At 66.0% G+C, this 22,348-nt stretch carries 18 protein-coding genes; 3 read left to right on the plus strand and 15 right to left on the minus strand.

The window, feature by feature from the left end; translation table 11 throughout:
- Positions 1 to 5 precede the first annotated feature (5 nt).
- Both LZD57_RS15700 and LZD57_RS15705 read right to left on the minus strand, forming a co-directional pair.
- Positions 6 to 1,547 carry a sugar ABC transporter ATP-binding protein gene (locus LZD57_RS15700; RefSeq protein WP_233720425.1) on the minus strand — a complete coding sequence of 514 codons (1,542 nt, stop codon included), beginning with the start codon at positions 1,545 to 1,547 and terminating at the stop codon, positions 6 to 8.
- The gene (locus LZD57_RS15705; RefSeq protein ID WP_233720426.1) at positions 1,544 to 2,209 is read right to left on the minus strand and encodes a DUF2291 family protein; all 666 of its coding nucleotides are present in this window, start codon (positions 2,207 to 2,209) and stop codon (positions 1,544 to 1,546) included. Before LZD57_RS15705 ends, LZD57_RS15700 begins: the two co-directional genes overlap by 4 nt.
- A 274-nt stretch (positions 2,210 to 2,483) precedes the next feature.
- Between LZD57_RS15705 and LZD57_RS15710 the strand changes: the two genes are divergently transcribed.
- The 3 genes from LZD57_RS15710 (at position 2,484) to LZD57_RS15720 (ending at position 6,709) form a co-directional block, all read left to right on the plus strand.
- Positions 2,484 to 3,440: a sugar-binding transcriptional regulator gene (locus tag LZD57_RS15710; RefSeq protein ID WP_233720427.1), complete on the plus strand. Its 957-nt coding sequence runs from the start codon at positions 2,484 to 2,486 to the stop codon at positions 3,438 to 3,440.
- Positions 3,441 to 3,530: 90 nt separating this feature from the next.
- A complete protein-coding gene (locus LZD57_RS15715) occupies positions 3,531 to 5,159 on the plus strand; it encodes an FGGY-family carbohydrate kinase (protein ID WP_233720428.1) in 1,629 nt (542 codons plus the stop codon).
- Positions 5,156 to 6,709, plus strand: coding sequence for a glycerol-3-phosphate dehydrogenase (locus LZD57_RS15720; RefSeq protein ID WP_233720429.1), 1,554 nt, complete (start codon positions 5,156 to 5,158; stop codon positions 6,707 to 6,709). The genes LZD57_RS15715 and LZD57_RS15720 overlap by 4 nt, the downstream gene beginning before the upstream one ends.
- Before the next feature lie 141 nt (positions 6,710 to 6,850).
- On the opposite strand, the gene LZD57_RS15725 is transcribed toward LZD57_RS15720, so the two are convergent.
- From LZD57_RS15725 to LZD57_RS15785, 13 genes are all read right to left on the minus strand, one after another.
- Positions 6,851 to 7,231: a restriction endonuclease subunit S domain-containing protein gene (locus tag LZD57_RS15725; protein ID WP_233720430.1), complete on the minus strand. Its 381-nt coding sequence runs from the start codon at positions 7,229 to 7,231 to the stop codon at positions 6,851 to 6,853.
- A 147-nt stretch (positions 7,232 to 7,378) separates the two neighbouring features.
- On the minus strand, positions 7,379 to 8,368 hold the full coding sequence (locus LZD57_RS15730; protein ID WP_233720431.1) for a restriction endonuclease subunit S: 990 nt from the start codon (positions 8,366 to 8,368) through the stop codon (positions 7,379 to 7,381).
- Positions 8,369 to 8,469: 101 nt separating this feature from the next.
- A complete protein-coding gene (locus tag LZD57_RS15735; protein ID WP_233720432.1) occupies positions 8,470 to 9,804 on the minus strand; it encodes an aspartate aminotransferase family protein in 1,335 nt (444 codons plus the stop codon).
- Positions 9,805 to 9,848: 44 nt separating this feature from the next.
- Positions 9,849 to 10,121: a hypothetical protein gene (locus LZD57_RS15740; RefSeq protein WP_233720433.1), complete on the minus strand. Its 273-nt coding sequence runs from the start codon at positions 10,119 to 10,121 to the stop codon at positions 9,849 to 9,851.
- Between the two features lie 62 nt (positions 10,122 to 10,183).
- Positions 10,184 to 11,224, minus strand: a complete 1,041-nt coding sequence (locus LZD57_RS15745; RefSeq protein ID WP_233720434.1) for an ABC transporter permease — start codon at positions 11,222 to 11,224, stop codon at positions 10,184 to 10,186.
- On the minus strand, positions 11,217 to 12,242 hold the full coding sequence (locus tag LZD57_RS15750; protein WP_233720435.1) for an ABC transporter permease: 1,026 nt from the start codon (positions 12,240 to 12,242) through the stop codon (positions 11,217 to 11,219). Before LZD57_RS15750 ends, LZD57_RS15745 begins: the two co-directional genes overlap by 8 nt.
- Positions 12,239 to 13,792 carry a sugar ABC transporter ATP-binding protein gene (locus LZD57_RS15755; RefSeq protein WP_233720436.1) on the minus strand — a complete coding sequence of 518 codons (1,554 nt, stop codon included), beginning with the start codon at positions 13,790 to 13,792 and terminating at the stop codon, positions 12,239 to 12,241. The genes LZD57_RS15750 and LZD57_RS15755 overlap by 4 nt, the downstream gene beginning before the upstream one ends.
- Positions 13,793 to 13,861: 69 nt before the next feature.
- Entirely contained in the window at positions 13,862 to 14,953 is a 1,092-nt protein-coding gene (gene torT / locus LZD57_RS15760; RefSeq protein WP_233720437.1) for a TMAO reductase system periplasmic protein TorT, read from the minus strand.
- Positions 14,954 to 15,024: 71 nt separating this feature from the next.
- Complete coding sequence (locus LZD57_RS15765) at positions 15,025 to 16,983, minus strand: hydantoinase B/oxoprolinase family protein (RefSeq protein WP_233720438.1); 1,959 nt, start codon at positions 16,981 to 16,983, stop codon at positions 15,025 to 15,027.
- Positions 16,984 to 16,988: 5 nt separating this feature from the next.
- Positions 16,989 to 19,010, minus strand: a complete 2,022-nt coding sequence (locus LZD57_RS15770; RefSeq protein WP_233720439.1) for a hydantoinase/oxoprolinase family protein — start codon at positions 19,008 to 19,010, stop codon at positions 16,989 to 16,991.
- 245 nt (positions 19,011 to 19,255) lie between these two features.
- Entirely contained in the window at positions 19,256 to 20,212 is a 957-nt protein-coding gene (locus LZD57_RS15775) for an AraC-like ligand-binding domain-containing protein (protein ID WP_233720440.1), read from the minus strand.
- A gap of 169 nt (positions 20,213 to 20,381) precedes the next feature.
- Positions 20,382 to 21,104 carry a LamB/YcsF family protein gene (locus LZD57_RS15780; RefSeq protein WP_233720441.1) on the minus strand — a complete coding sequence of 241 codons (723 nt, stop codon included), beginning with the start codon at positions 21,102 to 21,104 and terminating at the stop codon, positions 20,382 to 20,384.
- Between the two features lie 127 nt (positions 21,105 to 21,231).
- Complete coding sequence (locus tag LZD57_RS15785; protein WP_233720442.1) at positions 21,232 to 22,149, minus strand: LysR family transcriptional regulator; 918 nt, start codon at positions 22,147 to 22,149, stop codon at positions 21,232 to 21,234.
- Positions 22,150 to 22,348: the final 199 nt, after the last annotated feature.

The following is a 22,348-nucleotide window of genomic DNA, read 5'->3' on the forward strand; positions in this document are numbered from 1 at the left end:
GGGGTTCAGGCCGCGGCCTTCGACTCGCCGGAGGCGGCCATGATCGCCTCCTTGGTCGTGTCGGGGCCGAATTCCGCGGCGATCTGGCCGCGGCTCATGACGATGATGCGATGGGCGATCGACAGGCACTCGCCGACCTCGGAGGTCGTGAAGAGCACCGCAAGGCCCTGCCTTGCGCCGTCGGCGAGAAGCTTGAACACCTCTGCCTTCGCGCCGATGTCGATGCCCCGGCTCGGCTCGTCGAGAAGGACGGCCTTCGGCTCGGTCGCCAGCATCTTGCCGATCACGACCTTCTGCTGGTTGCCGCCCGAGAGCGAGGTGATCGGGGCCTCGCCGCCATCGGTCTTGATGTGGACGTTGCGGATCGAGCCCGTGACGATGTCGCTCTCGCGCTTCTTCGAGGTGAATAGCCCCTTGGTGAAGGCGCCGATCGAGGCGAGCGAGAGGTTCTGTCCGACGGACATCGTCTGGACGAGGCCGTCGCGCTGGCGGTCTTCCGGCACGAGCACCAGCCCTTCGGCAATGCGGCCCGCGATCGAGAGGCCGTTCATGGTGCGGCCGTTCAGCCGGATCGTGCCGCTGGTTTCCTGCAGGCGGCCCGCGACGCATTCCATCAGCTCGGTGCGGCCCGCGCCCATCAGGCCGTAAATGCAGACGATCTCGCCGGCCTTCACCTCGATCGAGACATCGTCGACCAGAAGCCGCTCGGCATTGACCTTGTCGGGAACGCAGAGGTTTTCGATGGAGAGCGCCGCTTCGCCGATTTCGTGGCCGGTCGGCGGAGAACCGAGGTCGAAGCCTTCGCCCACCATGTTGCGCACGATCCATTCGAGATCGATCTCGGCGCGCGGCGCGCGGGCGGTCATCGATCCGTCGCGCAGGACGACGGCGTGATCGGTGATCTGGAGCGCTTCTTCCAGATGGTGAGAGATGTAGACGATCGAGACGCCGCGGCTTTTGAGGTCACGGATGACGCTGAAGAGCACCTCGACCTCCGTCGCCGAAAGCGCCGAGGTCGGCTCGTCCATGATGAGAATGCGCGAATTGACCGACAGCGCGCGGGCGATCTCGACGATCTGCTGCTGGCCGAGGCGCAGGTCCTCGACCATCGTCAGCGGATGGATGTCCTCCTCCAACTCCTCCATGAGAAGGCGCGTCTGGCGCTCCTCTTCGGCATAGTCGACGCCGCCGGCCCGGCCCTTGATCTCGCGGCCCATGAAGATGTTGTCGCGCACGGAGAGATTGGGCGCGAGGCTGAGCTCCTGGTGGATGATCGAGACGCCGCGATCGCGCGCATCCGTGGAGGAGGCGAAGGTCACGGGCTCGCCGTCGAGGATGATCTCGCCGGAGGTCGGCTTCATGACGCCGGACAGGATCTTCATCAGCGTCGACTTGCCGGCCCCGTTTTCGCCGAACAGCGTCGTCACCTGACCCTTGTGGACGTCGAAGTTGACGCCCTTCAGCGCGTGGATGTTGCCGAAGGACTTCGCGACGTCACGCGCCGAAAGGACGACGTCGCCGATGGCATGGTCGCGCCCCGCCGTCATTGTTCAATGCTCATGCGAACCGGCGTCACCAGCCAGTTCTTGGGGTTGATCAACTTGAAGACGCCCGTGACGGTGATCGTCTTGCCGGTCAGCTCGGAATTGTCGATGGGCTGGAGAACCTCGGCCTTCATCACGTCGTTGATGGCCGCGCCGGCGTTCTGGTATTCGATCTGGTTCTTGAACTGGCCGAACTCGATCGTGCCCATGGCATCGCGCAGGTCGGTGCCGTTGACGGCCGGGCCGGTCTGGACGCGCACGCGGGTCTCGTCCGGCACTCCCTCGACATCGACGTCGAAAACGCCCGAGCGGCCCTCGCCGACGACGCCGGAGAATTTCACCGGCATCACCGCGCCGACGCCGGCGGACACCCCGTATTTTTCAGAAGCCGCAGCCTTGTCGGCCGCGATCGCCTCGGCGAGCGTCGCAGCCTCGACGGCGCGGGTCTCGACGAATGTCTGGATTTCCGGGAACTGGGCGGCTCCGAAATCTTCCGGCGAGAAGCTGTCCGAGGCGAAGGACGCCGCCTCTTCCGAGCCTTCCCAGACGATCCGCGTGTCGAGCGCCATCGCTACGATCAGGACGGCACCCGCCACCGGCAGCAGGACGCGGGCGGAGAGAAGGCCGCCGCCGTTCTTGGACCGTGATGTGGACTGGAGGCTCATGCGCTCGATCCCTCGGGCTGTCCGTTCGAAAATCATGCGGGAGCGAGACGGTGCGGGGACCCGGGGCGGCGGCCGATCGAACGTCGAACGGCGCGGCCTCGCCTGATCCTGAAGGCCTCCTCCCGAAGCCTTTGCCGCCGCCCGATCATTGGCCCTCGGGAGGTCATTCCGGGCAGCAACAGGATTGATCCTACTGGCAATCCGGGGCAGAATGCAATAAGTTTCTTGTTATGAAATTTATTGCATCGCAAAACGAGGCGGGGACGGGAAGCGAATGGCGAGCGGATCGACGAAGCGGAATGGGGATGCCAGCCTCGCCGTGCGCGCGGCCTGGCTGCACTATGCCGGAGGCATCACCCAGGCCGAGGTCGCCAAGCGCCTGAAAGTGTCGAACGCGACGGCGAGCCGCCTGATCGCCAGCGCGCACGAGAGCGGCGCGGTGAGGGTTTCGGTCGTCGGGACGGTCGCCGACTGTCTGTCGCTCGGCGAGCGGCTGCGGGAGAAATTCGGGCTCGCACGATGCGAGGTCGTGCCAGATCTCGGCGAGGAGGGTCTGCCGCTCAGGGCGCTCGGACGGGCGGGCGCAGCCTTTCTCGAACGCACCATCGAGAGCGCGGAGGGGATCACGCTCGGCCTCGGCCATGGGCGGACGCTCGCGGCCGCGATCGACGCCATGTCCGACGTCGACGGGAGCGGGCTCGAATTCGTCTCCCTTCTCGGCGGCGTCACGCGAAACTATGCCGCCAACCCGCACGACGTGATGTTCCGTCTCGCCCAGAAGACCGGCGTTGCGAGCTACTGCCTGCCGGTGCCCTTCTTCGCCAACACGGCGCAGGACCGGGACGTGCTTCTTGCCCAGCGCGGCGTGCGCCAGATCTTCGACAAGGCACTCGGGGCCGACATCATGGTGGTCGGCATCGGCACGGTGGTCACCGACACCCAGCTTCGCGTCTCCGGCATGCTGGAAGCCCACGAGATCGAGGAAGCGCGCGCGGCGGGGGCCGTGGGCGAGCTTCTCGGCCATTTCTTCGATGCCGAAGGCAGGCCGGTGCCGACATCGCTCGACGGCCGGACGGTCTCGCCGGGTCTCGACAATCTCTCCGGCCGCCGGGTCGTCGCGATCGCGGGCGGGCCGGAAAAGGTCGCGCCGCTCTCGGCGGTTCTGCGCAGCGGCTATGTCAGCGACCTCATCGTCGACGAGGTCACCGCGCTGGCGCTGGAGAGCATGTAACGCCCGATCGAAACGACCGACAGGGAGGCGGTATGATCAGGATGGACAGGACAAGGCCCGGATGCGAGGCGCGATCGGAGCCCGCCGGTCATGGCTGATCGCGGCGACATCCTGATCGGCATCGATGCGGGCACGTCCGTGATCAAGGCGGTCGCCTTCGACCTCACGGGCCGGCAGCTCGCGTCGAGCGCGGTGCTCAACCGCTACGACGAGGGCGAGGACGGCTCGGCGACCCAGCCGATGCAACGCACCTGGACCGACTGCGCCGAGGCCCTGCGCGGGCTCGGCGAAAAGATCGAGAACCTTGCCGCCCGGACGCTCGCCCTCTCGGTCACCGGCCAGGGCGATGGCACATGGCTGGTCGGGGTGGGCAACGAACCGGTTGGCGATGCCTGGCTGTGGCTCGATGCGCGATCGGCACCGACCGTCCGAAAGCTGGCTGCCAGTGCAAACGAACGCGCGCGATTCGAAGCGACGGGAACGGGCCTCAATACTTGCCAGCAGGGCTCCCAGATGGCGCATATGGCAGCGCATCATCCGGGGCTCCTGGTCCGCGCAGAGGCCGCGCTCCACTGCAAGGACTGGCTCTATCTCAACCTCACCGGCGTGCGGGCGACCGACCCCTCCGAGGCCTGCTTCACCTTCGGCAATTTCCGCACGCGCGCCTATGACGACACGGTGATCGCGGCGCTCGGCCTTAAAGCCCATCGCCATCTCCTGCCGGAGATCGTCGACGGGACGAAGTCGACGCACAAGCTGACGGCCGCTGCGGCATCGCAGACCCGGCTTCTCGAAGGAACGCCGGTTTCCCTCGGTTACGTCGACATGGCGATGACTGGCCTCGGCGCGGGCGTCCACACCGGAGACCCGACCGCTGCCGCCTCGACGGTCGGCTCCACCGGCGTCCACATGCGGGCGGTGACGCCGGACGCGGTGGTGCTGAACGCCGAAGGCACCGGCTACGTCATCGCGCTGCCTGCGCCCGGGATGGTCACGCAGGTCCAGACCAATATGGCCGCCACCCTCAACATCGACTGGTGGCTCGACGTCGCCGCCGATATCGCCGGCGAATTCGGGGAGAGCCCGAAGCGGAGCGATCTCGTCGGCCATACCGACGGCTGGCTGTCGCGCAGCGATCCCGGCGCGATCCTCTATCATCCCTATATCTCGGCGGGCGAGCGCGGCCCCTTCGTCAATCCGGATGCCCGCGCCGGCTTCATCGGCCTTTCGAGCGGCCACCGCTTCGCCGACCTGATGCGCGCCGTCGTCGAGGGTCTCGGCATGGCCGCGCGGGACTGCTATGCGGCAATGGGCGCAATGCCCGGCGAACTGCGCCTCACCGGCGGTGCGGCGCGCTCGAAGGCCTTTCGTGGCATCATTTCCGCCGCCGTCGGTGCGCCGGTGCGGATCTGCCGGCGCGAGGAAACCGGCGCCGCCGGGGCCGCGATGATGGCGGCGGTCGCGCAAGGGGTCTATGGCTCGATGGACGACTGCGTCGCCGAATGGGTGACGCCGCTCCTCGAAGCCCCGCAAAAGCCCGATCCGGCTCTCACCGAAACCTATGCGGCGCTTTATCCGAGCTACAAGCTCGCCCGTGAAGCCCTCGTTCCGGTCTGGGACGGCCTCGCGAGGGACCGGCGCCGGAACCGCCGCGCGGATGCGAGCGCCACGCCGCTCGATACGACCATGACAGACGAGAAGAAGGACGAAACCCGATGAGCAAAGACGATCTGATCGACGTCCTCGTCATCGGCGGCGGCATCAACGGCACCGGCATTGCGCGCGATCTCGCCGGGCGCAGCCTGTCGGTGATCCTCTGCGAAAAGGACGATCTCGCCGAGGGCACGTCGTCGCGATCCGGCAAGCTCGTCCATGGGGGCCTGCGCTATCTCGAATATTACGAGTTCCGGCTGGTGCGCGAGGCGCTGATCGAGCGCGAGGTGCTCTTGAACGCGGCAAGCCACATCATCTGGCCGATGCGCTTCGTCCTGCCGCACAGCCCGGAGGACCGGCCCGCCTGGCTCGTGCGGCTCGGCCTCTTCCTCTACGACCATCTCGGCGGCCGAAAGAGGCTGCCGGGGACGCGGACGCTCGATCTGAAGCGCGATCCGGAAGGCGCGCCGATCCTCGACAAATACACCAAGGGCTTCGAATATTCCGACTGCTGGGTCGACGATGCCCGGCTCGTCGTTCTCAATGCCGTCGGAGCCGCCGAGATGGGCGCGGAAATCCTGCCGCGCACGGCCTGCATCTCGGCCCGCCGCGACGGCGAGACCTGGACGGCCGAATTGAAGAGCGAGACGACCGGCGAGACGCGAACGATCCGCGCGCGCTGCATCGTCAACGCCGCCGGCCCCTGGGTGAACGACATCGTCGGCCGCGTCGCGGGCCGCAATTCGAGGCGCAATGTCCGCCTCGTCAAGGGCAGCCACATCATCGTGCGGAAGTTCTGGGAGGGGCCGCAGGCCTATCTCGTCCAGAACAACGACAAGCGCGTCATCTTCATCAACCCCTATGAGGGCGACAAGGCGCTGATCGGCACCACCGACATCGCCTTCGACGGCCGGGCCGAGGACGCGACCGCCGAAGAGAGCGAGATCGAATATCTGATGGCGGCGGTGAACCGCTACTTCAAGGAAAAGCTCCGCCGCGAGGATATCCTCGAGACGTTCTCCGGCGTCCGCCCGCTCTTCGACGACGGGCAGGGCAACCCGTCGGCCGTGACCCGCGACTACTCCTTCGATCTCGACGAGGACGGCGGCGCGCCGATGCTGAACGTCTATGGCGGCAAGATCACCACCTTCCGCGAGCTCGCCGAACATGCAGCCGGGAAGATCGGCAAGTTCTTCCCGAAGATGGGCAAGGACTGGACCGCCGAGACGCCCATGCCGGGAGGCGAAATCGAGAACGCCGACTTCATTTCCTTCCTGGAGAGGATGCGGTCGGCCTATCCATGGATGCCGCGCGATCTGATCAAGCACTATGGCCGCCTCTACGGCACCCGCATGGACCGCATCGTCGCCTCCGCGATCTCCCTCGACAAACTGGGCCGCCATTTCGGTGGGAAGCTTTACGAGGCAGAAGTCCGCTATCTGGTGAACCACGAATGGGCGATGTCGGCCGAAGACATCTTATGGCGCAGAACCAAACAGCGCCTCCACCTTACCGAGGCCGAACAGGCAGCCTTCGCGGGTTGGTTCGACCGCACTTTTCCTCGCAAATACGGAATTCCGACCGAGCGCCAAGCCGCGATGGCGTCGCATCTATAGAATAGAGATCGCAATCGTTCACAGACGAATTTCCGATCACAGCAGACTGGCCGTGATAGACCGCCGACGGCGTCGAGGGGCCGAGCGCGGTGAGGGCATGTTCGACCCAACGGCGATAGTCCTCGGCGGGGGCCGCGGCTCTCACGCCGAGGCCTTTCGCCGGCCGCGCTTCGGCTTCGGCGCTTTCGCGCGCTCGGTGCGGATGCGCTCGAGAAGGACGCTCGCCGGCTCATCGTTCGGGTCCTGCGGGACCAGCTCGCCGCGAAAGGCCTTGGCGAGAATCGACTGCTCCAGCCGGTCGAGGAGTTTTCGGGCACGGGCGGCCTCGGCCTCCATGCGGTCGGCGCGGGCAAAAGTCGAATCCAAAATGCGCTCCATCTGGATCTGCTCGGTCGGCGGTGGCAGGGGGATTCCAAGTGCCCGAAGCTTGGAGCCGTTTAGGTTGGCCTGTCCCACTTGTTGGCTGGCATATTTGGACACCCACTCGCGCCCGATAGGCGAGTTGATGTAGCGGGCCAGCAATCGCGGGCGAAATGCCGAACATCGAAGCCGGATAAAATAGGACGCGAACGAAGCGGGGGTTTGGAAGCCCTGGTAGACAGCGCTTTTGCCGACAAGCTCGAAGCTATTTGTGCGATTAAAGAGGACGTCGCCTTCCTTGAGCAGCAGCTACGGGAATTCGTGGTGCTCCTTTGATAGAAACTTCAGGTTCTCCCAATCGAGATTGCCGCTCTGGATATTTCCCATTCGAAGGACTGGAATTCCCGAGAGATCGTCGTCAGTCTTGGCTGACGTGCCGTACTGAACGACGCCGACAATTTCGTCGATGGACGCCCATCTCCAGCCATGCGGCAGGTCGAAGTCTGGCCGCCATTCGATCTTGGCAGCGGGCTTTTTTCGCTTCTTGCCGGCGCAGGTCTCGTAGGCGCGCCCTAGAATTGCTTCGGAGAGGTGCGTCTGGAGTCCGGCCCGCTCGCGCCAATTCGCTGTGAGTTCGCCGCGAAACGCCGCGACGACAGCACTGCGGCGCGTTATTTCCGCCAGCGCCGCCACCCGATCCAGCTCCACCCGCGCACGGGCGATGCGGGCGGTCAGCGCGTCCAGCTTCGCGACGATCCGGCGCTGTTCGGCGGCGGGGGGAAGGTCGATGTGAAACGCTTTGACTTCCGGGAAATAGATCGTTGTATGGGTCGAGCCTTCGCCGAAGCGGCGAATGTCTTCGCCTTCCGCAAGAAGCGCGTTGACCAAGTAGTCCGGGTCGATCGCCTCGCTGCAGGTCCAGTTCACAAAATCCTGGCTCGTCGCCATGTCTCGACCCATCTTCACGACATATCCAACGGACGCCGTTCGTGAGAGGCACACGGTGTTCTTCGGTAAGAGGACTGCCGCGGAATTATCCAGCCCCAGTTCTGTGACGTGCTGTGCGGTATCCTTGATGACCTTTCCATGATTGGCGCCGGCGTCCCGAATGCCGATCCACGGAATGTCACCGTCCCAGTAATCCGGCTCGTGGCGGCTCGGCGTGTGCCCGGTTCCGAGGTCTGCGACGTCGGTCAGCGGCGCACGGCTCCAGCCCGTCGGCAAGGGATGCCCCGGATCGTTGACCGAGATCGCACATTTGCCCTTGATAATCGCATCGGTCGCTGCACGGCCTGCCATTACTCCGCCGCCTCCGGCAAATCCGCCGCCTCAGGTACCCCATCCCCCCAGCTCTTCCAACAGCGCCCGGACCTCGGTCATCGCCGCCGTTCTCTTCGCCCTCATCCCAGCCGATCGAGTGCGCGGCCGACGGCTGCGAACATCGCGTCGATCTCGTCGGCGGTGATGATCAGCGGCGGACAGAGGCAGAAGGCATCGCCGACCGAGCGGCCGATGACGCCCTCTTCGAGCGCCGCCGATGCCATTGCCGCGCCGGCTCTGCCGGGCTCGCCGTCGGGGTGGAGTTCGAGGGCGCCGATCAGCCCGATTCCCCGCCGCAGCTTCACCTTCGGATGGCGGGCGAGGTCGTCGAGATGGGCGAGGAATCTCGGCGACAGCCTGCGGCAGTTGCCGACGAGATCGCGCTCCTCGATGATCTTGATGTTTTCCAGCGACACGGCCGTCGCCACCGGGTGGCCCGAGGCCGTGTAGCCATGGCCGAAGACGCCGATGCGGGCCGATTCGTCCGCGATCGGGGCGTAGAAGCCCTCGTTCATCAGGATCGCCGCGATCGGCATGTAGGACGAGGCCATCTGCTTGGAGACGACCATCACGTCCGGTTCGATGCCGAAGGTCGTCGACCCGAACATGTTGCCGGTCCGTCCGAAGCCGGTGATCACCTCGTCGGCCACGAGCAGGACGTCGTATTTCCTCAGGACCCTCTGGATCTCCTGCCAGTAGTTCTCGGGCGGCACGTAGACGCCGCCCGATCCCATGACCGGCTCACCGAAGAAGGCGGCGATGGTGTCGGGGCCCTCCTCGAGGATCAGCTTCTCCAGATCGTCGGCCATGCGGAGGGAGAACTCCGCCTCGCTCTCGCCCGGCAGCGCCATCGAGCCGTAATCGGGGCAGGCGGTGTGCTTCATGCGGTCGAGCGGCAGATCGAAGCTCGCATGGTTGCGGGCGAGGCCGGTGATCGAGCCGGCGGCGATGGTGACGCCGTGATAGCCCTTGATCCGGCCGATGATCTTCTTCTTGTCGGGCTTGCCGAGGGCGTTGGAGCGGTACCAGCAAAGCTTCACGACGAGGTCGTTAGCCTCGGACCCCGAGGAGGTGAAATGCACCTTCGACATCGGCACGGGCGCGATCTGGATCAGCTTCTCGGCGAGTTCCACCGAGGGCCCGTGGGTCTTGTGGGAGAAGATGTGATAGTAGGGCAGCTTGTCCATCTGCGCCTTCGCCACCTCGCCGAGCCGCTTTTCGCCGAAGCCGAGGGCGACCGACCAGAGGCCCGCGAGCCCCTCGAAATAGCGTTTGCCGTCGGTGTCGAAGACATAGACGCCCTCGCCGCGATCGATCACCAGCGAGCCGGTGGTCTCGTGCCGTCTGAGATCGACGAGCGGATGGAGCTGATAGGCGCGGTCGCGGGCCTCGATGGAATTCGGAATGTCGCTCATCGGAACGGTTCTCTCTCTGGATGCGGCGTCGGTGCAAAAGGGTCTCACGCGATCTCGTCGGTCGGCTGGAGGTCGTCCGCGTGTCGGCGACCCATGTCGGCGACGTCCGCTTCGACCGGCACGACGTCGCGGCGAGCGGAACGCGGCAGGTCCGGGGGCTTCGCCTCCCTCCCGACCGGTGAAGCCGGATCCCGGTGGCCATCGAGACGATCGCCGGCGGCGAAAGGTCCGCCTCCGGGGCCGTGGTCTGAAAGTGCGCCCAGCGCCTCGCCGAGGCTGGTCGGCAGGGCGACGGACGACCGTGGCGTCGGAAGCATGCCGGGCAAAGCTCTCTTCCTCTTGGCCGATAGGGGGATGCGCCCCGGCCGCATCGGTTCGGTCAGCGGGCACTCAGTCGCAGCCGGTCGAGGACGACGCCGAGGATGACGATGGCGCCGAGCACGATCATCTGCACGTAGCCGTCGATGCGGGTGAGATTCATGCCGTTCGACAGGATGGTGATGAACAGGGCGCCGAGCACCGCCGTCGCGACGCCGCCGCGACCGCCGGCAAGGCTGGTGCCGCCGACCACCGCAGCGGCGATGGATTGCAGCGAAAGGGTGCCGCCGAGATTGGGCTCGCCGGAGCCGGTGCGCGCCGTCATCATCAGCGCGCCGAGGGCGGCGAGGGCGGAGCAGAGGAGATAGGCGTAGACGAGAAGGCGCTTCACCGGGATGCCCGCGACGGCGGCGGCCTGCGGATTGGTGCCGATGATGTAGAGCGAGCGGCCGAAGACCGTCCGCGACAGCACGAAGGCGAGAGCGACGCCGACGACGAGGGCGATCACGATGGCGATCGGCAGCCCCAGCAACGAGCCTGTGTAGAAGACCTGCGAGAACGCCGACGGGACGCCCTGGACGGGGCGGCCGTCGGATATGGTCGTGGCGACGCCGATGGCGATGTTCATGCTGCCGAGCGTCGCGACCAGGGGGCTCACTCCCAGAAGCGCGACGACGACGCCGTTGAACAGGCCGCAGGCGACCGCAAGCGCGAGGCCGGCGGCGAGCGCGGCTGTGACGACGACGAGGCCGCCGGCCTCGCCGCCGCCCATGCCGGCCATGGCCAGGGCCGCGCCGACCGACACCATCGACACGGTCGGGCCGAGCGACAGGTCGAAGCCGCGCGTGAGGATCACCACCATCTGCGCCATGGCGAAGAGGGCCAGGTAACTCGTCTGCTGGGCGATGTTGAGGAGGTTGTAGCTCGTCAGGATCCGGTCGTCGGCGAGGGCGAAGCCGGCCAGAAGGGCGACGAGCGCGATCGGCAGGGCGAGCTTGCGCAGCCATTGCTGGCCGAAGGAGCGATCGAACGCGCGCCGATCCCGGGTTTTGCCGTCGAGGTCGGCGGAGCGGGTGGTGGCGGTGAGATTGGCGTCAGACACGGGACGTTCTCCGGCGGCTGAACTCGTCGAGAGCGACGGCGAGGACCATGATCAGGCCGAGGAAGATCGGCTGAATGCGGGAATCGATGTGCAGGAGGTTCAGCGCGTTGCCGAGGATCGTCAGGAAGAGAGCGGCGACGGCGACGATTTCGACCCGGCCGATGCCGCCGCGCAGGCTGACCCCGCCGATGACAGCCGCGGCGATCGACTGCAGCATCATCGCGTCGCCGCCGAGACTGGCCTGACCCGATCCGACGAGGGCGGTCAAAAGGATGCCGACGAGCGCGGCAAGCCCGCCCGAGACGACATAGGTGCCGACGAGATGCGGCCGGATCGAGACGCCGGAGACGACCGCCGCGTCCAGATTGCCGCCGATGGCATAGACGTAGCGACCGAAGAGCGTGCGGCGCTGGACGAAGACCATGACGAGGATGACGGCCAGCGCGATGTAGATCGCCAGCGGAAAGCCGAGAAACTGCGAGCGGCCGATCGCCTGCACGAAGGCCTTGGGCATGCCGTAGACCGGGATGCCGTTGGTCAGGAGCAGGCCGATGCCCGCCGTCGCAGACATGGTGCCGAGGGTCACGACGAAGCCGGAGACCTTCAGCCGCGAGACGCAGATGCCGTTGAAGAGGCCGACGGCGAGCCCCGATCCGAGGCCGGCGCCGATGCCGATGACGATCGCGACGATGTCCGGCCCGCCGATGGCGCTCGCCGCGGCGGCCATCGCCTTGGCCGTCACGACGCTCGCCAGCGCGACGACCGCCCCGACCGACAGATCGAAGCCGCCGGCGATGATCACCAGCGCCTGGCCGCAGGCGATGATCGCCAGGAAGGAGGCCATGCGCAAAATGTTGACGATGTTCATCCAGCCGAGAAAATACGGCGACATTAGCGACGTGCCGACGATGACGATCGCCATCAGGATCGGCAGGAGCCCGATCCTGAGGACGAGGTCGAGCGCATCCCCGGAGGAGGCGGTGCGGTTTCCGGAAGAAAGGGTCGCGGTCGAATTCATGCGGCCTTCTCCCGGCTCTCTTCCTCGAAAAAGCTCGACAGGACGTTCTGCTCGGTTTTCGCCGCACCCTCGAGCAGCGCCGCGATGCGGCCATGATGCATGACGTAGAGCCGGTTCGAGAGGGCCAGCACCTCCGGCAGTTCGGACGAGACGACGACGACCGCCGCGCCCTGTTCCACCAGTCGCTTGATGAATTCGTAGACTTCGACCTTGGCGCCGACGTCGATGCCGACGCTCGGTTCGTCGAAGAGGAAGATGTCGAGATCGCGGGCCATTGCCCGGCCGAGCATCACCTTCTGGCGATTGCCGCCGGACAGGTCGCCGACCGCGCGCTCGATGTTGGGCGGGCGGAGCTTCAGCGTCTCCATGATCGGCCCGATCAGGGCGCGCTCGGCTGCGCGGCGGATGACGCCGCCACGCTGGTAGCGGGAGAGGTCGAGGGCGGCCATCGAGACGTTTTCCCGGATGGGACGGGAAAGGGCGAGGCCCTCGACGCCGCGGTTGGCCGGAAAATAGGCGACGCCGCGCCTGAGGCTGGTGCGCGGGTCGAGCCTGTCGAGAAGTTTGCCGCGCAGGGCCACGCTTCCCGAGGCGATCGGGGCGATGCCGTAGATCGCCCGCACCAATTCGGATTTTCCGCAGCCGACGAGGCCGGCGATGCCGGTGATCTCACCGGCCCGGGCGACGAAATCCACGCCCTTGACCAGGCCGTCGGCGGTCGAGAGATCGTGGACCTCGATCGCGGTCTCGCCGGGATCGTGGGCGATCGTCGGAAACAGGACGTCGATCTTGCGGCCGGTCATCAGTTCGACGAGTTCGCCGTCCGTGACGGTCGCCGCGTCGAGCGTCTTGATGTGGCGGCCGTCGCGCAGCACGGTGACGCGGTCGGCCAGCGCCCGGATCTCGCGCATGCGATGGGACACGTAGATGATGCCGACGCCGTCGGTCTTCAGTTTCGCGATCAGCTCGAACAGGCGGCCGGTCTCGCGTTCGGTCAGGGAGGCGGTCGGTTCGTCGAGGATCAGGAGCTTGACGTTGCCGAGCAGCGCCTTGGCGATCTCGGCCATCTGCTGGTGAGCACGATCGAGACTGTCGACGCGGGCCTTCGGATAGAGGTCGAAGCCGAGTTCGCCGATCAGCTCGCGGGCCCGCTTGCGCATGCCGCCCGCATCGAGGACGCCCGCCGCCGATTTCTCTCGGCCGAGAAACAGGTTTTCTTCGACGGTCAGGCTCGGAACGAGGGAGAATTCCTGGAAGACCGGGCTGATGCCGATGGCGCGGGCCTCGTGCGGCGTCAGCTCGCTCATCTCCTCGCCGCCGAAGCGGAAGCTGCCGCTGGTCGGCGGGAAGGTGCCGGCGATGACGTTGATCAGCGTGGATTTCCCGGCGCCGTTCTCGCCGAAGAGGACGTGGAGTTCACCGGCCTTCACGTCGAGGTCGACGCCATCGAGGGCGAGCACGCCGGGAAACCGCTTCGTCACGCCGGACAGGACGAGCAGCGGTTCGGCCGTGTTCGGGGTCGTCGTTCTCGTGATGTCGGCCGATGTCATCGCCCACTCCTGAAACGGCAGGAGGTGGACAGGCCGTTCGCCTGTCCACCATCGTCGGTCGAAACGCCGTTACTGGGCCGTGACCGAATATTCCGGGCTCCAGTCGGCCGGCGCAAGCACGAGATCCATGTTGAGGTCCTTCGCCGTCTCGTCGGTGATGACGTCGGCCTTCGGCTGGGCGAGTTTCATCACGTCCTTGCCCTCGATCAGCCGCACCGCCTGGTCGATCGCCATGGCGCCCTCGGCGACCGGATATTGCGTCGCAAAGGCCAGGATCTGGCCGTTGTTCAGCGCGTCGAGCATCGCCTGGTTCTCGTAGGAGGAGATGATCTTCATGTCCGGGCGACCGGCCAGCTGAACCGCACCGATGGCGGCTTCTGCGGTCGGCGCCGTCCCCCAGATGACGTTCATCTCGGGATAGGTCTGCAGCGCGTCCTGGATGAGCTTCAGCTGCACCGCGACGCCCGAGTCGCCGAACTTCTCGTCGAGGATCTTGACGTTGTCGTGCCCGGCGACGGTGTCCTTGAAACCCTTGTTGAAGTCTTCCGCCCAACCGGAGCCTGCGGGTCCCGGGAAGGTGACGACGTTGGCCTCCTCCTCGCCGATCTGGTCGAGCAGGCCCTTCGCCGTCACGCCGCCCATGGCGACGAAGTCGACATAGTTGGCGGCTGGCAGGGCGTCCTTCGGCAGCGGGTTGGTCACCCCGACGACAGGGATGTTCTTTTCCTTCGCCTCGGCAAATTTCTGGCTGAGGCCCGCGCCGGAGATCGCGCCGACGACGATGGCATCCGCACCGCTCGCCATGCAGTCGTCGAACTGCGAGATCTGCTTGGGCAGGTTCTCGTAGCCGCCGGCCTCGTAGAGGTTCATGTTGACGTTTTCGGCCTTGGCCTGGGTGACGATGCCGTAGGCGACGGCGACCCAGAAGCTGTCCTTCATGTGCGGGAAGAGGACGCAGATGTCGTGGGCCTTTTCCGCCTTGTCGAGCGGTTCGTACTCGGCCTCCTCGGGCGTGCCGGAGGAGGCGTCAAAGACCGGGAACGGCCACCAGGACGCCGACGATTTGGCATCGGCAGCCATGCTCGGCACGGTCGCTCCGACGAGCATTGCGAGGGAGCTCGCCGTGGCGAGGGCGATGCGGGTCTTCGGTCTGGCGGCCATGATCTCAAAATCCTTTCGAAGGTTTCGGGGCATTGGTCTGGGCATGGATGCAGAGGCGATGCGGTGTGCTCTCAGGCGGGAGCCCATTCGCCGATCGAGCGGCGTTCGAAGGCTTCGCGGAACTGCCGGGTCGATTCAGGCAGGAGTTCGCCGCTCTCCCATTCGAGGACGACGGCATGCCGCCGGATGACGTCGAACACGTCGATCTCGCCGGCCCTGTAGCGGGCTGCGACGCCTTCGGGATCCTCCCGCGCCCAGGCGACACGCTTCGAGCGGATCTCCTGGCGCAGGGCTTCGGTCGCCGGCTGGTCGATCTCGTATTCGCAAAGCTCGGCGTCGATTTCGCGGATGACGACGCCATAGTCCTTCGCCGCGCGTTCCACCGAGACATACTCGTCGACGACGTCTTCGAGGACGCGCCTGGGGTCGCGGTCGAGCGGATCTCCGAAGCCGCCGCCGCCCGCCGTCGGGCGGGAGAAGACGTCGCCCTCGTGGATCGGAACGTCGGAAAAGATCGCGCCGAGACGTTCGTCGCGCTGCTCGCCCTTGCGGTTCAGCGTGAGGCCGTGCGGCATGGAAGGCAGACCGCCCTCGATGCCCCAGACGACGGCGCGTTCGCGGTCGCAGATGTAGGAAATGACGACGTTGTCGCTTTCGAGCATGCGCGAGGTCTTCTTCAGCCCCGCTCCGCCGCGCCATCTGCCGGGGCCGGGCGAGTCTTGGATGATCTCCATTTCCGTGCAGATGATCGGGCTCGCCCGCTCCTGCCCCTCGACCGGCTGGGCCATCATGCCGGTGCCGAAGGAGGCGGTGGTGCAGTTGTTGCCGTCCTTGCCGTTGCGCCCGCCCCAGCCGCCGGGCAGCCAGTCGTAGAACATGAAGATCGACTTGTCGGAGGCGCGCTTGTCCCAGCCGCCGGTGAGGAGGTATTCGAGGTTGAAGGCGCAGGCGAGCGCCCGCTCCGGCATCAGCCGCGACCACATCTCGTAGATCGAGTTCATGATCTTCTCGAAGGGCATCAGGAAGCCGGTGACGGCGACCGGCCATTTGGCGTCGACGATCGAGCCTTCCGGCGCGATGATCTCGAAGGCGCGGTAGAAGCCGGAATTCAGCGGCAGATCCGGGAAGAAGGTCTTCATGCCGGCGGCGACGCCGGAGAAGGTCGTGCCGAAAGCGGAATTGTAGATCGAGCCGATCACCGGATGGCTGCCGGTGAAATCGTAGATCACCTTGTCGCCCTTGATGGTCATCTTGATCCGGATCGGAATCATGCCTTCGCCGCCGGCGGGGTCGCGGTCGATATAGTCGACGGTCTCCCATTCACCGTCGGGCATCGCCGCGATGCGCTGGCGCACGGCCCGCTCGACATAGTCCTGCACCGCCGAAAGCCCGGTCTCGATCGTGTCGCGGCCGTATTTGTCGACGAGGCGCAGGATCTCGCGCTCGCAGACCCGAGTCGCCTGAGCCTGGGCCTGCATGTCGCCGATGATCGAGGCGGGATCGCGGGTGTTCTGGGCGATCAGGCCCGCGACGTCCTTGTGGATTTCGTTTTTGGAGAACAGCCGGACGGGCGTGATCCGCAGGCCCTCGCGAAACATTTCCTTCGCCGAGACGTCGAAGGAGCCCGGCACCGAGCCGCCGACGTCGGACCAGTGGCCGTTCGACTGGGCGTAGGCGATGACTTTCCCGTCCGAAAAGATCGGCCGCACCAGCCGGACGTCGGAGAAGTGCGTACCGCCGGCATAGGGGTCGTTGATGGCGTAGACGTCGCCTTCGTGCATGTCGCCTTCGAAGTGGCGCATGACGTCCTGGCAGGTGAAATGCAGGGTGCCGACATGGACGGCGATGTCCTGGTTGCCCTGCGCGGCACATTCGCCCGCGGCGTCGTGCAGGCCGCTGGAGAAGTCGTGATTGTAGATCACGAAGGAATAGCAGGTTCGCAGCACCTGCTCGCCCATCTGGTCGACGGCGGTGATGAAGGAGTTCTTCAGGACCTCGAAGGTCACGGGATCGAGTGGTTCGCTCGCCATCGGTCTCACCCCTTCGCGCGAATGATGATGTTGAGATACTTGTCGACCTCGGCCTTCGCCCAGGGCGGCACGACGGTGGTGGAGTCCACCTGCTCGACGATGGCAGGTCCCTCGAGCGCGAAGCCGGCCGGTAGCTCCGCGCGGTCGTAGATCGGGGTGTCGTGGGGCGCGTCGTCGAACCAGACGGTCCGGCGGCTGGCGGGGCCGGGCGTCTCGCCGGTCGGCTCGTGAACCTTCAGGTCGGCCTTCGGCACGACGCCGATCGCCTTCAGATTGACCCGGAAGAGACTGACCGGCGTGTCGTCCCGGCGGAAGTTGTATTCGCGGTGATGTTCGCGGTGAAACTCTTCGACCAGGTCGGCGATCGAGCGGATCGGGCTCGGTGCCGTGACCGCAAGGGACCGCCATTGGCCGCGATACATCATGTCGACCGAGCGCTGGAAGACGATGTCCTCGGGCTCGACGCCTTCGTGGGTCAGGCGGTGCAGGGCTTCCCTCTCGATCCGCGCGAACTGGGCCTCGATGGTCTCGGGATCGGCTTCCGCCGCCTCGACCATGCAGTTTTCGGAAAAATCGTGCTGCATGTCGACGAGCAGGCAGCCGAGTGCCGAGGTGACGCCGGGATTCGTCGGCACGATCACGACGGGGATGGCGAGTTCACGGGCCACGTCGGCACCGTGCAACGCGCCGGCTCCGCCGAAGGCGACGAGGGCGAAGTCGCGGGGGTCGTAGCCGCGGCTGATCGAGATCAGCCGCACCGCGTCGGACATGTTGGCGTTGGCCACCCGGACGATCGCGTCCGCCGCTGCCTCGATCGAGAGATCGAACGATTGGGCGACGCTTTCCACCGCCGTTCGGGCGAGCCCTGCGTCGAGTTGCACCGAGCCGCCGGCAAGGCTGGTGCCGAGCCGGCCGAGGGTGACGTTGGCGTCGGTGTTGGTCGGCTGTTCGTTGCCGTTCCCGTAACAGGCCGGTCCCGGGTTGGCGCCGGCCGATTGCGGACCGTTGCGCAGCGAGCCGGCCTCGTCGGTCCAGGCGAGCGAGCCGCCGCCGGCACCGATGGTCATCACCTCGATCGAGGAGAAGCGGATGGGATAGCCGAACTCGATGTACCAGTCCTTGGTCACCCGCGACTGGCCTTCATAGGCCAGCGAAACGTCGGTCGACGTGCCGCCCATGTCCAGGCCGATGGAGTTGGGGAAGCCGCAGAGGCCGGCGATGTGGCGGCTGGCGATGGCACCGGCGGCAATGCCCGAGCCGGCAAGGCGGGCGGCGAAGTCCTTGACGCTCGCGGGCGTCATCACGCCGCCGCCGGTGTGCAGGAGCAGGAGGTCGCGGGTGTAGCCGTCGGCGGCCAGCCGGTCCCCCAACCGATTGGTGTAGCTGACGACGACGGGGCTGAGAGCCGCGTTGACGACGGTGGTCGAGAACCGCTCGTGCTCGAAGATCTCGGGCAGCACCTCCGACGAAACCGACACCGGAACGTCGGGCATCGCCTCGACGAGGATGTCGCGCATCGCCCGCTCGTTCTCGCCGTTCAGATAGGCGTTCATGAAACACACGGCGATCGCCTCGACGCCGCGCTTTTTCAGGATACGCGCAACCTCGCGGGCAGCATCGAGATCCAGCGTCTCGATGATCGCGCCCGATGCGTCGACGCGCTCTGGAACGGTGAGCCGGTCGCGGCGCGGGACGTAGGGCTTGACGACGTCCTTGTAGGCGTCCCACAGGTCTTCCTTGTTGGCGCGGCGGATCTCGATCACGTCTCGGAAGCCCCTGGTGGAGACGAGGGCGGTTCGCGGCAGGCGGCGGGTGATCAGCGCATTGGTCGCAACCGTCGTGCCATGCGAGAACAGCGCGACGTCGGCAAGGTCGATGCCGGCCTTGGCAACGCCCGTCATGATCCCCTCGATCGGATCGCTGGTCGACGACGTCTTCTCGATCCGGATGAGACCGGTGGTCTCGTCCATGATGCACATGTCGGTGAAGGTGCCGCCGACATCGACGGCTACGCGGAGGTTCTGCAACGGTCTCGTTCCCGATCCTGCGCCAGACCGCTCCTCGTCAGCGGCTTGGCCGTGGGCTCATGAGGCGAGCTAAACAGCTTTCATTCGACGCTTCTTGACGATTGGCGCGTGATTCCTTGCGCGTGCGCGAACTCGCGGCCTGATTTTTTTGCGCTTGCGAAAAATGCATATTTGCTGCGCAGCACAATGGTCATGCAGACGTCATGCGTGAGCAGGCGAGGGCCGGCGACGGCCGGCTGCGCGCGTCAGCCGGGGCTGCGGGCCGCCGTGCGTGCCTCGCTCGGCGTCCGACCGAACCGAGCGCGATAGCTGCGGCTGAACTGGGCCTGATCGCTGAATCCGCACGAATAGGCGATCTCGGAAATCGATCCTCGAAAGCGGGGATCGCGCAGCCGCTGGTCACTGGCCGCGAGGCGCTGGCTGCGGATGTATCCGCCGACGGTGATGTTTTCTTCCTCGAAAATCTGCTGGAGATAGCGCAGTGAGATGCCGCAGGCGTCGGCGACCCTCTGCGGGGTCAGGCCAGGCTCGCCGAGCCGGTTGCGGACGATCTCTTCGGCCCGGCACAGATGGGCGTTACGCACCGTGGTCGACGAACCGGACAGGACCCGGCTGTCTTCCGTCACTGCCGCGGCGAGGAGCTCCACGAGCTGCCCGCCGATCAGCCGGCACGAGGCCTCGTTGAACTCTGTGATGCGTCCGACCGCCAGGCGCAGCATGTCGACGAAGAGCGCACCTGCGCCGGACCTCGCGTCGAAGCGCAACGTCGCAAGGCGTTCGGGACGGCTGATGTGGGATTCCAATACCGCGCGGGGCACCTTCAGGACCCACAGCGAGGCCGGATCGGCGTGGCTGAACTCGTAAGGAAGATGGCTGCGCTCGATCAGGAAGCCGCCCGGCGCGCAGGAAACGTCCTGGCCGTCCTGGACGAAGCGAACCTCGGAAAGTTCCGGCACGGTGATCAGGTAGCTTTCGTCCCGCTCCTCGACGAGGTGGTGCTGATGGCGGCGATACAGCATGCCATTGGAGCAGTTTCGCGAGATCGACACGGCGCCGAGCGTCCAGGCATCGAGCGTGCCGTCGAAGAGCCGCGAGCCGTGAAAGGCCAGATCGAGGGGGAAATAGATCTCGGAGACGGCCTTTTGCCAAGCCGACCGACGCTGTGGCGGGGCGAGATCGCGGGTCGAAAATCTCTCGTGCATTACACTCACTCCGATCATCCTCGAACGTGCGGCGTTTGCATCCCCTTCGTCGCGCCTCTGGACAGCCCTTGCGGGCGCCTCGTCGTTTTGTCGCTCTTTTCGCCTCTCGTCGCGCCGGTGCAGTGGACGCGACGGCTACCGGCGAGTCCATCCACCGGGCGATGCAATTTTAGGCGACTTCGCCCACCGCCTGCCGGACGGCCCGGGCGAGTTCGACTGCGCCGGGCGTGTCGGAATGGATGCAGATCGTGTCCGCCCGCATGTCGATCAGCGTCCCCTCGGTGGTGGTCGCCTTGTTGTCGAGCAGCACCCGCTTGACCCGGCGTGCGGCTTCTTCCGGGTCCTTGGCGTCATGCTTCCTGGTGATGATCAGTCCGCCGGACGCATCGTAGTCGAGGTCGGCATAATATTCGGCCAGGAAGGGAACGCCGCGTGCGGCATAGACCTCCTCCTGCAGCGTGCCGCGCATGCACAGCAGCGGAACGTCGAAGATCTGCGCCGCGTCGGCGATGCCGTTGGCGACGTGCTCGTGCCGCATCGCCGCGCCGTAGAGTGCGCCATGGGGCTTGATGTGGTTGAGCTTCAGCCGCTTTTCGTCGAGAAAGCCCTTGAGCGCCCCGATCTGGTAGATCAGGCAGGCAGCCAGCTCTTCCCGGTCCATCGTCATCTCGCGGCGCCCGAAACCCTGGAGATCCGGGAAAGAGGGATGCGCCCCCACCGCGACGCCGTGGCGGGCGGCGAGCGCCACCGTCGCCCGCATCACCGAGGGATCCGAGGCGTGAAAGCCGCAGGCGACGTTGGCGATGTCGACGAAGGGCATCAGTCCGGCATCGTCGCCGCACTCGTACAGGCTGAAGCCTTCGCCCATATCGCAATTGATGGTGACGCCCAAGTTGCTCGTCCTTTGCTCGAACCGCCGTCTTTGCAGTGGTTCTGAAGGTGGACGGGATCAGGGCGTCGGGTCAAATCGAATAAATCGCGACCCGGTATCTGCAAAATCTATGGCGCCGGCGACTCGGTTACTGCTGCAGGTTACCGCTGCTCGCCGTCGCATAGCGCATGAAATTGCAGAAGGCGGTGCAGGCTGCGTCGAAAGCCGTCTCCCGCTTCCATGCGAGACCGACATCCATGCTCGGCACGCCCTCGTCGATGACCCGCGTCTCGATGCGCTGGCCGTCGAGGGACCAGGGCCGATAGACCATCTCGGACAGGATGGTCACGCCGATGCCGGCCGCGACCATGGAACGGACCGCCTCGACCGAGGCCGTGCGGAAGCTCACCTTCGGTTCGAGACCGGCAATCGTCCAGTAGCGCATCGACGTGATTTTCGCCTCGTCGACGGTCAGCATCAGATAGGGATGCGGCTCGATGTCGGAGAGGGTGACGCGCTCGTTGCGGGTCAGGGGGTGGCTGGGGGCGAGCCAGAGACGGCGCGGCGAGCGCTCGAGGATCTCGCTGGCGATGTGCTCCCGGTCTTCCAGATTGGAGACCAGCATGACGGCCACGTCGAGGGCTCCGTCGACGATCGCCTGCTCCAGGACCGGGCGGGGCGCTTCGAAGAGTTCGAGCGTAATGCCGGGGTAGTTCGCGTTGAAACGGATCAGATGCGGCGGCAGGAAGTAGCCGGACACGGTATAGGTCACGCCGACGCGGACCTGGCCCGTGATCTGCTCGCCGCTCATATGCGGGCTGCGGATCGCTTCCGCGACGGAGGAGAGGATCTGCTTGGCCTGGGGCAGGAAGCGCCCGCCCTCGATCGTCACGCGCACGCCCTGGGGCGTGCGTTCGAGCAGGGGCGCGCCGACCAGGACCTCGAGCTGCTGGATCGCGGTCGTCACCGCCGACTGGGAGACGTTGAGTTCCACGGCAGCGCGGCTGATCCGGCCGCTCTCGGCTGCGGCGACGAAATAGCGGATCTGCTTCAGCGATATCGACAACGGGCGAACTCTCTTCGGTGACGCTGGGACGACGCGCCCGCATCGGCAGGATCGCACAGGACTGGCCCTGCGGTGGGCTTTTGTATCACTGCCGGCGATCCCGGATAGGGGTATCTGTTTTCTTGATGTGACGTTTTCGGTTTTGCAATTTTACGCCGACGTGAAGTTTTGCAAGGCTCGTCGAAATTCTCCTCGAGCA

This window comes from Jiella avicenniae (assembly GCF_021390325.1).
Lineage (GTDB): Bacteria > Pseudomonadota > Alphaproteobacteria > Rhizobiales > Rhizobiaceae > Jiella > Jiella avicenniae.